Origin of the sequence: Lysobacter sp., assembly GCA_013141175.1 — a bacterium.
Classification (GTDB): domain Bacteria; phylum Pseudomonadota; class Gammaproteobacteria; order Xanthomonadales; family Xanthomonadaceae; genus Lysobacter_I.
Map to the genome: position 1 here is coordinate 1,860,503 of JABFRN010000001.1, position 13,454 is coordinate 1,873,956.

General features: G+C 65.8%; 13 protein-coding genes. 6 read left to right on the top strand and 7 right to left on the bottom strand.

Annotated features, from left to right (window positions below; genetic code table 11):
• Positions 1-11 precede the first annotated feature (11 nt).
• Genes deoC through deoD form a run of 3 tightly spaced genes read left to right on the top strand, consistent with a single transcriptional unit; the run spans position 12 to position 2,726 of the window.
• A complete protein-coding gene (gene deoC / locus HOP03_08375) occupies positions 12-764 on the top strand; it encodes a deoxyribose-phosphate aldolase (GenBank protein ID NOT88185.1) in 753 nt (250 codons plus the stop codon).
• A gap of 16 nt (positions 765-780) precedes the next feature.
• The gene (locus HOP03_08380; protein ID NOT88186.1) at positions 781-2,013 is read left to right on the top strand and encodes a phosphopentomutase; all 1,233 of its coding nucleotides are present in this window, start codon (positions 781-783) and stop codon (positions 2,011-2,013) included.
• Positions 2,010-2,726: a purine-nucleoside phosphorylase gene (gene deoD, locus HOP03_08385; protein NOT88187.1), complete on the top strand. Its 717-nt coding sequence runs from the start codon at positions 2,010-2,012 to the stop codon at positions 2,724-2,726. The genes HOP03_08380 and deoD overlap by 4 nt, the downstream gene beginning before the upstream one ends.
• A gap of 7 nt (positions 2,727-2,733) precedes the next feature.
• Here the strand turns inward: deoD and HOP03_08390 are convergent, their stop codons facing one another.
• Entirely contained in the window at positions 2,734-3,582 is an 849-nt protein-coding gene (locus HOP03_08390; protein NOT88188.1) for a protein tonB, read from the bottom strand.
• Between the two features lie 89 nt (positions 3,583-3,671).
• On the opposite strand from HOP03_08390, the gene HOP03_08395 reads away from it, so the two are divergent.
• Positions 3,672-5,468, top strand: coding sequence for a glutathione-regulated potassium-efflux system protein KefB (locus HOP03_08395; GenBank protein ID NOT88189.1), 1,797 nt, complete (start codon positions 3,672-3,674; stop codon positions 5,466-5,468).
• Positions 5,469-5,496: 28 nt separating this feature from the next.
• On the opposite strand, the gene HOP03_08400 is transcribed toward HOP03_08395, so the two are convergent.
• Complete coding sequence (locus tag HOP03_08400; protein ID NOT88190.1) at positions 5,497-7,185, bottom strand: M28 family peptidase; 1,689 nt, start codon at positions 7,183-7,185, stop codon at positions 5,497-5,499.
• 119 nt (positions 7,186-7,304) lie between these two features.
• Between HOP03_08400 and HOP03_08405 the strand changes: the two genes are divergently transcribed.
• Complete coding sequence (locus HOP03_08405) at positions 7,305-7,937, top strand: DUF2238 domain-containing protein (GenBank protein ID NOT88191.1); 633 nt, start codon at positions 7,305-7,307, stop codon at positions 7,935-7,937.
• 88 nt (positions 7,938-8,025) lie between these two features.
• Here HOP03_08405 and HOP03_08410 read toward each other — a convergent pair whose 3' ends face one another.
• The 4 genes from HOP03_08410 to HOP03_08425 all read right to left on the bottom strand — a co-directional run bounded on the left by HOP03_08410 (position 8,026) and on the right by HOP03_08425 (position 11,262).
• The gene (locus HOP03_08410; GenBank protein ID NOT88192.1) at positions 8,026-8,604 is read right to left on the bottom strand and encodes a conjugal transfer protein TrbM; all 579 of its coding nucleotides are present in this window, start codon (positions 8,602-8,604) and stop codon (positions 8,026-8,028) included.
• 637 nt (positions 8,605-9,241) lie between these two features.
• Positions 9,242-10,024 (bottom strand): rhomboid family intramembrane serine protease, encoded by a 783-nt coding sequence (locus HOP03_08415; GenBank protein NOT88193.1) that lies wholly within the window; start codon positions 10,022-10,024, stop codon positions 9,242-9,244.
• Between the two features lie 105 nt (positions 10,025-10,129).
• Positions 10,130-10,288 (bottom strand): hypothetical protein, encoded by a 159-nt coding sequence (locus tag HOP03_08420; GenBank protein NOT88194.1) that lies wholly within the window; start codon positions 10,286-10,288, stop codon positions 10,130-10,132.
• Positions 10,289-10,302: 14 nt separating this feature from the next.
• The gene (locus HOP03_08425) at positions 10,303-11,262 is read right to left on the bottom strand and encodes a TerC family protein (protein NOT88195.1); all 960 of its coding nucleotides are present in this window, start codon (positions 11,260-11,262) and stop codon (positions 10,303-10,305) included.
• Between the two features lie 287 nt (positions 11,263-11,549).
• Between HOP03_08425 and HOP03_08430 the strand changes: the two genes are divergently transcribed.
• Positions 11,550-12,734, top strand: coding sequence for a class I SAM-dependent rRNA methyltransferase (locus HOP03_08430; protein ID NOT88196.1), 1,185 nt, complete (start codon positions 11,550-11,552; stop codon positions 12,732-12,734).
• A gap of 15 nt (positions 12,735-12,749) precedes the next feature.
• Here HOP03_08430 and HOP03_08435 read toward each other — a convergent pair whose 3' ends face one another.
• Positions 12,750-13,445 carry a hypothetical protein gene (locus tag HOP03_08435; protein ID NOT88197.1) on the bottom strand — a complete coding sequence of 232 codons (696 nt, stop codon included), beginning with the start codon at positions 13,443-13,445 and terminating at the stop codon, positions 12,750-12,752.
• Positions 13,446-13,454: the final 9 nt, after the last annotated feature.

The window sequence follows — 13,454 nt, forward strand, 5'->3', positions numbered from 1 at the left end:
GAGGCCGCCCCGTGTCCGCAACCCTGCTTTCGTCTTCCGTGTTGGCCGCGCGTCTGTTGCCGTTGCTCGATCTGACCAGCCTCGGCGAGGACGACACCCCCGAAACGATCCGCGCGCTCTGCGCCCGCGCGCGGCTGCCGTCTGGTCTGCCGGCGGCGCTGTGCGTGTATCCAGAACACGTCACCACGGTGCGCGAAGCCCTCGGCGACACGTCTGCGAAGGTTGCGACAGTGGTGAATTTCCCCGATGGCGGCAGCGACGCCGCGCGGATCGCGCGCGAAACCCGGCGCGCGATCGCTGCCGGCGCCGACGAGATCGACATGGTGCTGCCGTACCGCGCGCTGCTCGCGGGCGATGCGGCGCTGGCGCGCATCTGCGTCGATGCCTGCCGCGCCTCCTGCGGCGATGGCGTGCTGCTGAAGCTGATCATCGAAAGCGGTGCACTGGCGACGCCCGAACGCATCCGCGAGGCCTGCCGCATCGGGCTCGATGCCGGCGTCGATTTCCTGAAGACCTCGACCGGCAAAGTCGGCGTCAACGCCACGCCGGAAGCGGCGGCGATCATGCTCGACGAGATCGCCGCGGCCGGTGGGCGCTGCGGATTCAAGGCCGCAGGCGGCATTCGCACGCTCGCGGCGGCGGCGGATTATCTCGCACTGGCCGATGCGCGCCTCGGTGCGGACTGGATATCGCCGCAGCGCTTCCGCATCGGCGCCAGCGCATTGTTCGACGAACTCGCCGCCTTACAGGCGGCAGCGCCATGACCCGGTGGATGTCGCCGTGAGTCGCGCGCTCTGGGTGGTGATGGATTCGCTGGGCCTGGGCGCGGCGCCCGATGCCGCCGCCTACGGCGATGCCGGCGCCGACACCTTCGGCCACATCGCCGCCGCCTGTGCGGAAGCGCCGCGCGGGCCGCTGCGGCTGCCGACGCTCACGCGCCTCGGTCTGCCGCAGGCGCATGCTCTGGCGCGCGGCCGTCCCGCTGCCGGGTTCAACGATCTGCCGCTCCCGGACAGCTGTTGGGGCTATGCCGTCGAGCGCGCCTGCGGCAAAGACACGCCGTCGGGACACTGGGAAACCGCAGGCGTCGTGCTCGACCGCGCGTTCGGGCTGTTCCCGGATCTCGAGCGCAGCTTTCCGCCCGAATTGCTGCGTGCATTGATCGATGACGCTGATCTGCCCGGCTTACTCGGCGACTGTCACGCCTCCGGCACCGAGATCATCGCAAGGCTCGGCGCGGAACACATGGCCAGCGGCAAACCGATCGTCTACACCTCGGCCGACTCGGTGCTGCAGATCGCCGCGCACGAGACGTCGTTCGGGCTGCAGCGGCTGTACGAGGTGTGCATCGTCGCGCGACGCCTGCTGGCGCCATACGACATCGGCCGGGTGATCGCGCGGCCTTTCATCGGTACGCCGGAGGTCGGCTTCGTCCGCACCGGACATCGCCGCGATTACGCCCTGCCGCCGCCCGCGCCGACCCTGTTCGACGCCGTGCAGGCCGCAGGCGGCGAGACCATCGCGGTCGGCAAGATCGGCGACATCTTCGCGCATCGCGGCGTGTCGCGGACGTTGCCCGCTTACGGTCACGACGCGCTGTTCGACGCGACCCTCGATGCGCTCGCGCAGGCCGGCGACGGCGCGTTGATCGCGACCAATTTCGTCGATTTCGACAGCGTCTACGGGCACCGTCGCGATGCGCTCGGCTATGGCGCGGCGCTGGAAGCCTTCGACGCGCGTCTGCCCGAATTGCTGCGCGCGCTGGGTCGCGACGATCTGCTGGTGCTCAGCGCCGATCACGGCTGCGACCCGACCTGGCCCGGCAACGACCACACCCGCGAAACCATACCGCTGCTCGCCTGGGGTCCGGCGCTGCGCGCGCGCTGCGTCGGCCGACGCGCGTCTTTCGCCGATATCGGCCAGGGCTTCGCCACCCATCTCGGACTGCCGCCGTTGGCGGCGGGCCGCTGTTTTCTCACCGACACAGTCCCGCACGGTTCCGAACGTCCATGAGTACACCGCATATCGAAGCCGAACCCGGCGCCATCGCCGACACCGTGCTCTTTCCCGGCGATCCTTTACGTGCGCGCCATATCGCCCGCACATTCCTGGACGATGCGGTGGAATTCAACGCGCGCCGCAACATGCTCGGCTATACCGGTCGTTATCGCGGGCAACGTATTTCGGTGATGGGCAGCGGCATGGGCATTCCGTCCAGCGCGATCTACGCCACCGAACTGGCGCGCGTCTACGGCGTGCGCCGGATCGTGCGCATCGGCACCTGCGGCGGCGTCGGCGAGGTCGGGTTGGGCGACCTGCTGCTGGCGCAATCGGCCAGCACCGACTCGCGCTTCAACCGCCTGCATTTCGGCGATCACGACCTTGCGGCCTGCGCCGATTTCGCGCTGATGAAAGCGATGGCCGACACCGCTGCGCGACAGAACGTCGCCGTTCGCGTCGCCCACGTCTTCAGCACCGACTGTTTCTACGATGGCGATGCCGATCTGCTCATGCATCTGCGCCGTCACAACATCGTCGGCATCGATATGGAATCCGCCGGACTCTATGGCCTGGCGATGCGCGAAGGCCTGCAGTGTCTGTCGGTGATGACCGTGAGCGACCATCTCGATCGCGACGAGCACATGCCTGCCGCCGAACGCGAACAGGGCTTGGCCCGAATGGTGACGCTGGCGTTGGAGAGTCTCGGCGACGTTCCTGCGGGTTGAACTTCGATCAGCCGCCCGCCAGCGGCGTGAGCAGACGCCGGCCACTGCCCGCCGCGTGGAACATGTTGGGCGTGAGCGCATCGGTATTGCCATCGGCCATCAATGACTCGTCCTGCCAAGGGATCACCGCTTTTGGCCCGGCGACATAGGTCTGCCATTGGCCATAGGCGGGCCGTTCCTGTCCTTTGATGGAATAGTCGAACGGCAGCGTGCCGATCCAAAAGGGTTTGTCCGCATCCGGCCCCGAGGTCGGCGTGATGAATGTCCAGCGTTTGGCGGCGGCAATGCTGTTCCGCGCGAACATGTTCCGCCACTGTTTCATCTCCGACTCGCTGCCGATCACGCGCAGATTGACGTGGCTGACGTCCAGATCGATGACCTTTCCGTCGCGGCCGATCTTCACGAGCAGGAACACCGCGCCCGAAATTTCCGCATCGGCGAGGCCGATCGGATAGATGGGCAGCCTGCGGCTCCTCGGATCGACGCGAATCGATTCGTTTGCCTGGTTGTCGCTGAACACTGCACTGCGCAACTCCACCGAATACCGACCATCGTCGAGTTTCCTGCCGACGAACAGCAGAGACATCTTCGAGCGGCTGAGGGCCTTGTCCTGCAATGCGACAGGCTCGAACTTCCATTGCGGCAACAGTCGGGCAGCCATGTCGACGATGCCTCTCGGCAATTTTTCCGGCTGATCGAGCGTATGGGCGACGACGTCGCCGGCCGGGGTGATGTCGATGGTGCCGGTGACGTAGAGGGCGGACTCGATCTGTTTGCGGACAGCGCCCGGACCATTTTCGGCGGAGACGGCGAAACTGCAGACAAGCAGCAAGCAGAGGATCAGCAGACGGCGCATGGAATGACCCGGGACGTGGAACATGCCGTCCAGAATATCGCGATTGCGGCATCCCCGCACTGCGGGTAAGGTCGAATGCGGAGGTGCGCATGCACGGCAATGGCTTGCAACTCGCGCTGGTCTTCCTGCTGGCCGCAGTGATCGCGGTGCCGCTGTTCAAGCGTTTCGGCTTGGGTGCGGTGCTGGGCTATCTCGCGGCGGGCGTGGTGCTGGGCCCGTTCGGTCTGCGCGTGATCCGCGATCCCGAGCCGGTGTTGGCCGCCAGCGAGATCGGCGTGGTCATGATGCTCTTCGTCATCGGCCTGGAGCTGTCGTTCGCGCGGTTGAAATTGATGCGCAAGCCGGTGTTCGGCGTCGGCGGACTGCAGGTCGCGCTGTCGGGCCTGATCCTGGGGGCATTGGCGCTCGCGCTGGGCCTGACGTGGAAAGCCGCGCTGGTGGTCGGGCTTGCGCTTGCGCTGTCGTCCACTGCGTTCGGTCTGCAGCTCTTGTCCGAGCGCAAGGCGATCAGCAGCCCGCATGGACGGCTCGCGTTCGCGATCCTGCTGTTCCAGGATCTGGCCGCCATTCCGCTGCTCGCGGCGATTCCGCTGCTCGGCGTCGCCGCCGCCAGCACCGGCCCGGTGTGGCAGGAGGTGCTGAAGGCGGCAGCGGCGATCGTCGCGGTGGTGATCGGCGGGCGCTATGTGCTGCGGCAGTTGTTCCGTCTTGCCGCGCGCATCGGTGTGCCGGAGATGCTCACCGCCAGCGCGCTGCTCGCGGTGCTCAGCGCGGGCTGGGCGATGCAGCTGGCCGGCCTGAGCATGGGGCTGGGCGCGTTCCTTGCCGGCGTGCTGCTGGCGGACTCCGAATTCCGCCATGAGGTCGAATCGCAGATCGAGCCGTTCAAGGGCCTGCTGTTGGGCCTGTTCTTCATGGCCGTGGGGATGAGCATCGACCTGAAGCTGATCGCGGCCGAACCGTGGGTCGTGGTGTTCGGCACGGTGGCGCTGCTCGCGATCAAATCGATCCTGCTTTTCGGTATCGGTCTGCGTCCCGGACGGCTGGATTGGCGCGAAGCGCTGCAGCTCGGCGTGGTGTTGGCGCTGGGCGGCGAATTCGCATTCGTGGTGTTGGCTGAAGCCACCCATGCAAAGCTCATCGATGCCGTGCTGCAGAACCGGCTGGTGGCGGTCGTCGGTCTGTCGATGGCGCTGACCCCGCTGTCGATGATCGCTGCGTCGCGTCTGCTGCGGGCCTATCCGGAGGCCGCGCCGAAGCGCGCGTTCGATCCGATCCCCGAGGGCCATCCGCAGGTGATCCTCGCCGGCTTCGGTCGTTTCGGCCAGATCGTCGCGCGCATGCTGGTGGCGCAGAAGATTCCGTTCGTCGCGGTGGAAACCGATGCGGTACAGGTGGATTTCGTACGCCGCTTCGGCAACATCGTGTACTACGGCGATCCGTCGCGCCCCGATCTGCTGCGTTCCGCAGGCGCCGCTCATGCGCGCATCTTCATCAATACCATCGACAACCCCGAGACGAATCTGCGCGTCACCCGCGTGGTCCGCCGGCTGTATCCCACGCTGAGAATCTTCGCCCGCGCGCACGACCGCCGGCACGCATGGCAGTTGATGGACATGGGCGCGGAGGTGACCCGCGAAACCTTCGCTTCCGGCCTGGAAATGGGTCGCGATGTGCTGGTCGCGCTGGGCATGTCGCCGGAACAGGCGACACAGCGCGCGCGGAAATTCCGTGAACACGACGAAGCGCTGCTGGCGAGCCAGCATCTGATCTACGACGACGAGGCGGCGCTGCTGGAAAGCGCGAAACAGGCGCGCAGTGAGCTGGAGCAGCTGTTCGAAGCGGATATCGAACCCGACGGCGACGCGCCGGACGACCCGCGTTGAGCGGAACGTCCGTGCGCGCCGCCCATGATCATTTCGATGGCGCGAAGGTCTCTCCGAAGAAATCCCCGACATTCCACTTCGGCCGCTCCGCCGCATCGCCGACCAGCTGGCCGATGCGCGCGTTGAGCTTCGCCAGCCGCAGCGCATCGCCGTAGGCGATCGGCAAGCTGGCTTCGTCGCTGGGCTGATGGTAGTGATCGCGCATGAATTTGCGCAGCGCCATGTTCGGGTCGCGCACGCCATCGGCGGACACCGTGCCGCCGCTGAGATACACCGCCGGAATCCCGGCGCGGATGAAGGCGTACTGGTCGCTGCGCACGAACACCACTTCTTCCGGAAATGGATCGGGCGACAGGCTCACGCCGATTGCTTTCGCGGCGGTGTCCAGCGTCGATTTCAGCGTGGAATGCTCGATACCGATCGGCACCACGTCCTTGCTCGGCGCCAGCAGCACCGGCATGTCCATGTTGATGTTGGCGATCAGCGATGCCGCCGGTACGGTCGGATGCGACGCGAACCATTCGGCGCCGAGCAGGCCTTTCTCCTCGGCGGTCAGCGCGACGAACAGCAGCGAGCGTTTCGGCGCGGGTTTCGTCGCATGCAGGATGCGCGCGGCTTCGAACAGGATCGAAACGCCCAGCGCGTTGTCGAGCGCGCCGTTGTAGATCCGGTCCTCGACGCCTTTTTCGTCCTTGACCGGCGCGCCGATGCCGATGTGGTCGAGATGCGCGGTGTAGACGATGTGCTCGGCGCCCAGCGTCGCGTCGCTGCCCGGTAGTCTCGCGACCACGTTGCGCGATTCGACCGGTTCGATCTTCGTGCGTGCGGCCAGCGTGAGCGTGCCCGGCAGATCGAAGCCTTTCAGCGTGCCTGCCTGCGCGGCCTTGAACAGCGCCGCCGCAGGCTGCGGACCATCGGCGAAGATCAGATCGGCCGCAGCGGCACTGACGTTCGCCACCGCGCGCAGCTCGGGAAACGTGTTCATGCCCTTGCCGTCGGCATCGCGCAGGCGCATGCCCGAGCGCTGCCAGTTGTCGGCGCTGCGCGACCACGGCGAACCGGCTTCGTCCTGCGGCGTGTTGACGAACACCGCGCCGATCGCGCCACGCTCGGCGAGCGCGCGCAGTTTTTCGCGGCTGGCGCTGTGGAACGCGCGACGATCGTTGTCGAAGCGCGATGGCGCACCGGAGAACAGCACCGCGATCTTGCCGTGCAGATCAAGCCCGGCGAAATCGTCGTGATTCAAGCCCGGCGCGTGCACGCCCTGACCGACGAACACCGCCGGTGCTTCGATCGCGTGGGCCGTGGCGTTGAAATCGAGCGCCGGCAGGAACTGCTCGCGGAAGCGCAGCGCGATCTCGCGACCGTTGCGCTTCACCGTGAGCGCGGCACCTTCGGCTTCGCGCGTCGCCTTCAGCAGGGGCACGCGCTGGAAATACGTGCCGTTGTCGCCGGCCGGCTGCAGCCCGATCTCGCGGAAGCGCTTCGCCGCGTATTCGGCGGCGAGATCGTAGCCGCGCGTACCGGTCTCGCGGCCTTCGAGCCTGTCGTCGGCGAGAAAGCCCACATCGTCGGCGATGCGCTGCTCGTCGGCATTCAGTGGCGCGCTTGCGACCGGCGGCGGTGCGGAGACGGTGAGCCCCGGCCCGACCGGTTCGGCATCTCGTTGGCAGGCGGCGAGGGTCGCGAACAGCAGCAACGCGGCAAAACGGGCCATCGGTCGGTTCCGGAACAGGGATGGCGGACGCTAGCACCGGCGCGCGGGACCGACAATGGACCCGGGGCATGTCGGCGCTGACGTAACATCGTGGCTTCGCCTTCGCCGGGAGCCGCCACATGTCAGCGAACACCATCGCCACGCCGCCGGTTCCGCCCGAGCGCAAGTTGCTGCTCGTCATCGTGACAGTGGCGTTGATCGCGTCCGGCATTGCGCCGAAGGACCGGTTGACCTGGTTTCTGGAAGTGGTCTGGGTGATCGTGGCGATTCCGATCATCGCCCTGAACTGGCGGCGCTTTCCGCTGACCCGATTGCTGTGCTGGCTGCTGGTCGCGCACGCGCTGGTGCTGATCCACGGCGGCGCCTATACCTATGCGGAAACGCCGCTCGGTTTCTGGCTGCGCGACACCTTCGGATTCGAGCGCAACCCATGGGACCGGGTTGGCCATCTGATGCAGGGGTTCGTACCGGCAATCCTCGCCCGCGAATTGATGCTGCGCTGCACGCCATTGCGCCGCGGCGGCTGGCTGTTCTATCTGGTGCTGGCCGCCTGCCTGAGTTTCAGCGCGTTCTTCGAGCTGATCGAATGGTGGTCGGCGTTGATCTACGGCGCGGACGCCGATGCGTTCCTCGCCACCCAGGGCGATGTCTGGGATACGCAGTGGGACATGTTCCTGTGCCTGGTCGGCGCGACGGCGTCGCTGTTGCTGTGGTCGCGGGTCCATGATCGGCAACTCGGCAACCGGAGTTGAGTCCAGCAGTACCCGGCGGATGAAAAGACGGGCATGAAAAAGGCGGGGTTGCCCCCGCCTTTTCCGGATCGTTTCGCGTTGTATCGGCTCAGAAGCCGATCGCGGCGGGATCCTTCGAGGCCGGAATCGCGCCGTTGTTGGCGGCGACCTTGGCGGCTGCGCTGCCGCCATCGACCCAATAACCACCTGCATATTGATAGATGGTGTTGCCTTCGTAGTCGGTGTAGCTGCTTTCCACGTACTTCTCGACGTAATACGGCTTGGTATTGTTGATGTCGGTGTATTCGTGGGTGAAGTACGCATCGCAATACGAGGGCATCTGGTTGCTGATCTCGTATTCGCCGTCGATACCCGTCCAGGTCCTGAGCGTCGCGTTCAGGGTGGCGGCATCGCAGCGACCGGCGCCATTGCCGATGGCCTCGACCAGTGTGCCCATCTGCGGGGTGTCGCTAGCGGTCGGGCAGAGCTTCAGGAAGTTGATGCGCGCCTGGATGGTTTTCCACGGCTTGCTCAGATTGATGCTGAAGTATTTGCGCAACGACGGCATGCATTCGCTGGGAGCGCTGCCGGTCGAGAGGCAGAGGATGGCTTCGCAGGCCGAGCCTTCGTCGCCTTCCAGCACCTGGCCCTGCTGCTGCTGGGTCAGATTGTCGACCACCGCCTGCATATCGTTCGGCAGGGTGGGTGCCGTGGTCGTGTTGACGGTCGTGTCGTAGCCGTCCGGCAACTGGCCGTTGGCGGTGTTCGAGTTGTTGCCGGCCGGGTCGTAGCCATCGGGCAGCTGACCACCGGTAGCATCCGGGTTGTAGCCGGCCGGGTCGTAGCCCTCGGGAAGCTGGAAGTTGCTGCTGCTCTGGGCGCTGACGGCGGCCGACGACGACGCAAGGGCCACCGCAAGTGCGAGCGCGGAAATCACGCGGTTGTTCATAAGACTTCTCTCCTGATAGTCAAATCGCATCGGCGAGAGTGACCGCCTTGGCGAACTCGAGTTTTCTCGTATCGCCCGGTGTTGCCGAGCCCCGACAGCTGAAAGCGCCCCTACGTCCCGACGGCTTGCAGCCCACCAATGACGCCATGAGTCTGCCGCAGAAGCTCCCACGTTCAGACTAACGGACTTCGGTGTCGTTTTCAAAGCATTCGCAGTCCATGGGACCTGAATACGATCGGGCCCACGCGAAGCATGCCGGTTTCGATTCAACCATATGTTTTCAAGGATGTTTTTGCTTTCTTCAGGACGATTCCACGCAGCCGGACCCCGGCTGGAGCGACGACCGTCTGTCGGAACGCACGGCCGCTCGGCCTGTTCAGTGCGATTCCGGCGCATCGGGCGGGCGGCGCGGCGGAAACTGCAGCACCACCCCACGCTCTTCCTGGGGGCGCTGCCACAGCACCGGCACGTCGGTCGGCGGGGGTAATTCAAGCTCCGCCTCGTCGGCAGGCGGGGCATCGCCATCCAGCTCCCAGCTGTACTGCTTGCGCGGTGGGATCGGGTCGAGGTAGCGGAACAGGATCGCCGAGAGCACGCCGCCAGCGGCCCCGCCCAGATGCGATTGCCAGGACACGCCCGGTTCCTGCGGCAGCACCGTCAGCAGCATGCCGCCATAAAGGAAGAACGCGATCATCGCCGCCGCGATCGAAGGCCGGTCGCGGCGCAGCAGGCCGAGCATGAACACCAGGAACATCAGGCCGTGGGTCAGGCCGCTGGCCCCGAGATGATGGCTGCCGGGCTCGCCCAGCAGCCACGCGCCCAGTCCCGAACCCAGCCACAGGATCGGCAGCGCACGGACCGTCGCCTTCGGATAGACGCTGCCGGCGAGGGTGCCGAGCAGCAGCAGCGATGCGGCATTCGCGGCGATGTGCTCGACCGAGCCGTGCAGCAGCGGTGCGGTCAGCAGGCCCCACAGGCCCTGGGCGCTCAGTGCGGTGACGGTGAGCGGGCGGTAGTCTTCGCCCTGCTGCAGGGCGAACACCGCCGCCAGCAACAGTACGAAGGCGAGACTGGCGTTCAACGCCCGCAGCAGGCGCCGCCGATCGGTGGCGCGCTGGGCGGGGGTGTCGGGCAGCTCTTCGGGCGTGTGCAGGTGCATCCGGATTCTGTGGTGCCGATGGCGGTACCGATCAAGCCCACCGGATGGCCCGGGGCGCCTTTGCTCTGGAACGCTGTGGAATGGCGCTGGCGGTAAACGGGGTCATCAGAGCGAGGACAGGATATCCAGAATCCCCCAAAACCAGTCCCAGAGCGACCCCGGATCGTCGCCGGTGAGCGTCATCGTCAGCCAACGCAGAAGTGCCGCGACTGCAAGCACCACGGCACCCACAGCCAGGCACAACAGGTTGATGTCGAGCGACATGACGGTCCGTCCGCTCAGGATGCCGCCGGCGGGCGTGCCGGTCGCATCAGGCTGAGCACGATCGTCGCTGCGATGGTCGCCGCGACCACGCCCAACGACCACAGGATCGGGATCTTGTAGACATCGATCAGCAGCATCTTCGCGCCGATGAACATCAGCACCAGCGCCAGACCGTAAGGCAGCAGATGGAAGCGATCGGCCATGCCCGCCAGCAGGAAGAACATCGCGCGCAGGCCCAGCACCGCGAACACGTTCGAGGTCAGCACGATGAAGGGGTCGGCGGTGATCGCGAAGATCGCCGGGATCGAGTCCACCGCGAAGATCAGATCGGTCACGCCGATCAGCACGATCACCACGAACAGCGGCGTGTACCAGCGCTTGCCGTCCTTCATCACGCTGAGCAGGTTGCCGTGATAGTCGGCGGTCAGCGGCAGGTGGCCGCGCATCCATTTCAGCACCGGATTCTTCTCCAGGTCCGGCGCCTTGCCTGCGGCGAGCATCATCTTGATGCCGGTCAGCAGCAGGAATGCGCCGAACACGTACAGGATCCAGTGGAATTTCGCGAGCAGGAACGCGCCGGCGAAGATCATGATCGCGCGCAGGACGATCGCGCCGAGCACGCCGATGATCAGCACTTTCTGGCGCTGTTCTTCCGGCACCGAAAAGAACGTGAACACCATCAGGAACACGAAGATGTTGTCGACCGCCAATGATTTCTCGACCAGATAGCCGGTGAGGAATTCCAGCGCGACGCGGTTGCCGACGACGTCGCCGGCCTGCTCGCCGATGTACCACCACAGCCCGGCGTTGAAGGCCAGCGCCAGACCGATCCAGCCGATGCTCCAGTACACCGCTTCCTTGAACGTCACCTTGTGCGGGCCGCCGTGGCGCATCAGCACCAGGTCGACCAGCAGGGCGACAACGACGAGCGCTGCGAACGCGCTCCACAACAAGGGACTACCGATAGTGGTCATGCATCACTCTCCAGTCGGAAACGAAAACGCCCAACCGCGAGGCTGGGCGTCTGTTTCTGACCGGGCATGGTGGACCATGCGGTCGGACGGGACGGACCTTCGCCAAGCGGCGAAGGTCTCGCTCGCAGCCGCTGGCAATGGATCCGCCGTTTGCGACTGCCGCCGGGCCGGAGCCGGGAAGACCCGAACTCGTAATGACGACCGCGACGAATGGGAGCTACTCCCCTTCAGAACGGGCGATGCTCCGTGAAAGCCAAGGGCCTGTCAATCGCCACTACAATACGAACATGAACGAAAACAACACCCAGACCAGCCTTCCGCAGATCCATCTCAAGAACAGCTGGACCTCCCGGCATCCGTGGATTTTCCAGAAACTGGTCGAGAAGCCCGTGCAGCGCCCGAAGCCGGGCAGTCTGGTCGATGTGATCGGCAACGACGGCGTCTGGACCGCGCGCGGCTTCTACAACGGCCATTCGCGGATCTCGCTGCGCCTGTTGGAGCGCGATCCGGATATCGCGGTCGATGCGGCGTGGTTCTCGCGCAAGATCGCCGAGGCGGTGAGCCTGCGTCGCGATGTGCTGAAGCTGGATGCGGTGAGCAACGCCTGGCGCGTGGTGCACAGCGAGGGCGACGGCTTGAGCGGGCTGGTCGTGGATCGCTACGACGATCTGCTGGTCGTCGAATACTTCAGTGCCGGCATGTTCCGCTACCGCGAATGGATCTACGCCGCGCTGCGCGAACAGTTCCCCGGCTGCCGCTTCCATGCCTTCGCCGACGAGCATGTGCAGAAGCAGGAAAGCTTCGACTTTCGCGGTTCGGAGCCCGCAGCGCCGGCGATCATCACCGAATACGGCATCAAGTTCCGCGCCGATCCCGCCGGTGCGCACAAGACCGGCTTCTTCGCCGACCAGCGCGAGAACCGCGAATGGTTGTCGCACCAGTGCGCCGGCAAACGCGTCCTCGATCTGTGCTGCAACACCGGCGGTTTCGGGGTCTATGCCGCCGCGCGCGGCGCGACGGAAGTGGTCGGCATCGACATCGACGATGCGGTGCTGGAGATCGCCAAGGCCAACGGCAAATTGAACCATGTCCGCCCGCGTTTCGTGCAGGCCGACATCTTCCCCTGGCTGCGTGATGCGGCGAACAGCGGCGAACAGTTCGATGTCGTCATTCTCGATCCGGCGAAGATGACCCGCGACCGCGAACAGGTGATTCCGGCGCTGAAGAAATACCTCGACATGAACAAGCTGGCGATGGGCGTCGTGAAGCCCGGCGGCCTGTTCGCGACGTTCTCGTGCACCGGTCTGGTCAGCGAGGAACAGTTCCTCGACGCGATACGCCGCGCTGCTTACTACGCAGGCCGGACCGTGCAGGTGCTGAAAGTCGCCGGCGCCGGCGCCGACCATCCGTGGCTGACCGATGTGCAGGAAAGCCGCTATCTGAAGGCGGTGTTTTGCCGCGTGGTGGACTGAGCGGCACGCAAGCGGTCAATCCCCACCACATCCGCCGCCACAGCCGTCGCCTCCACCGTCACCGCCATCCCCACCGCCGCTGTCGCCGAAACCATCGGTGGTGCCGTCGAACGACGAGTCGCGCATGTCGGTGGCGCACTGCGAACCGCAGCCACCGCCACCGCTGTCGTTCCTGTCGCGCAGGCCGTGACAATCCAGCGAATAGCGATAGCCATCGGCCAGCCCGAGTTTCGCGTCCAGCCCGAACAGCAGCGGCAGTCGTGCCGGGTTGCGCGGGTCGATGCCTTCGAGCTTGCAGGCATGCCACCAGACCCGGCGCAAACCGACATTGCGGTCGTAGTTCCGCGACAGCACCACCGCTGGCGTGTGATGCAGGAACTTGCCGAATGCCTGGCGGCAGAAGCGGTCGTAGTTGCGGGTGTAGAGGATGAATTCGTGCCACAGCTCGTCGGCGGCCTGCGAGGGCATCGACACCGGTTTGCAGCCGCCGAGCAGATAGGCGGCGAAGAAATCGCGCAGCGCACGGTTGATGAACAGGTAGTGCTCCGGGGCGATGTCCGGGCGTTTCTTGCGTAGTTTGTCGTACAGACCCGGCGGCAGCGGCGTCTCGCGGAGGTAGCGCAGGCGTTGCGCGCGCCGTTGCCGGGACCAGAATGCCAACGTGCCCAGCGCACCGGCGAAGACCAACAGACCCGTTCCGATCGAAGCCATCCAGTGGTT